At 40.7% G+C, this 570-nt stretch carries 1 protein-coding gene; it reads right to left on the reverse strand.

Annotation, left to right across the window (positions count from 1 at the left end):
• Positions 1-289: 289 nt before the first annotated feature.
• Positions 290-570 (reverse strand): FAD-dependent oxidoreductase (locus tag ACS8FC_RS19645; RefSeq protein ID WP_439298023.1); only part of this gene is annotated, 281 nt, incomplete at its 5' end.

Consider the following 570-nt stretch of genomic DNA (forward strand, 5'->3'; position numbering starts at 1 on the left):
TCCCCGACTAGGGCAAAAAAAGATTCTATATATTCCATGCCTATTTTCCTTATAGTTCATGACGCTATGATAGGTTTTATTGGGCTTATTATCGCATCTAAGACCCGTATTTGTAACGAAAATGGCGCATTTGTAACGTAAATGATGACATTTTTCGAGAGAAATTGCTTTATTCACTCATCAAAATGACTGGTTTTTAAACTTTAGGCGCTATTCTATAGAAAAATTCCTATAAAACGCAAAAAAAAGCCACCTCAATTAAGGTGGCTTTTTCTTCTGATACTGAAGCTTACTGCATGACTAGGTATTCAAAGGCAGACAATGCTGCTTTACTACCCTCACCCATTGCAATGTTAATCTGCTTAAATGGTACGGTGGTCACATCACCACAGGCAAAGATACCTTTACGATCGGTGCGGCAGCGCTCATCAATCTCAATCTCGCCAAAGCGGTTTAAATCGACAAAGCCTTTGATAAATCCAGTGTTTGGTACGAGACCGATTTGTACAAACACGCCTGATAAATCACGCTCATGCGTCTCGCCTGTGCTGCGGTCCTGATACACGATGG

This window comes from Psychrobacter sp. 1Y4 (assembly GCF_051847555.1).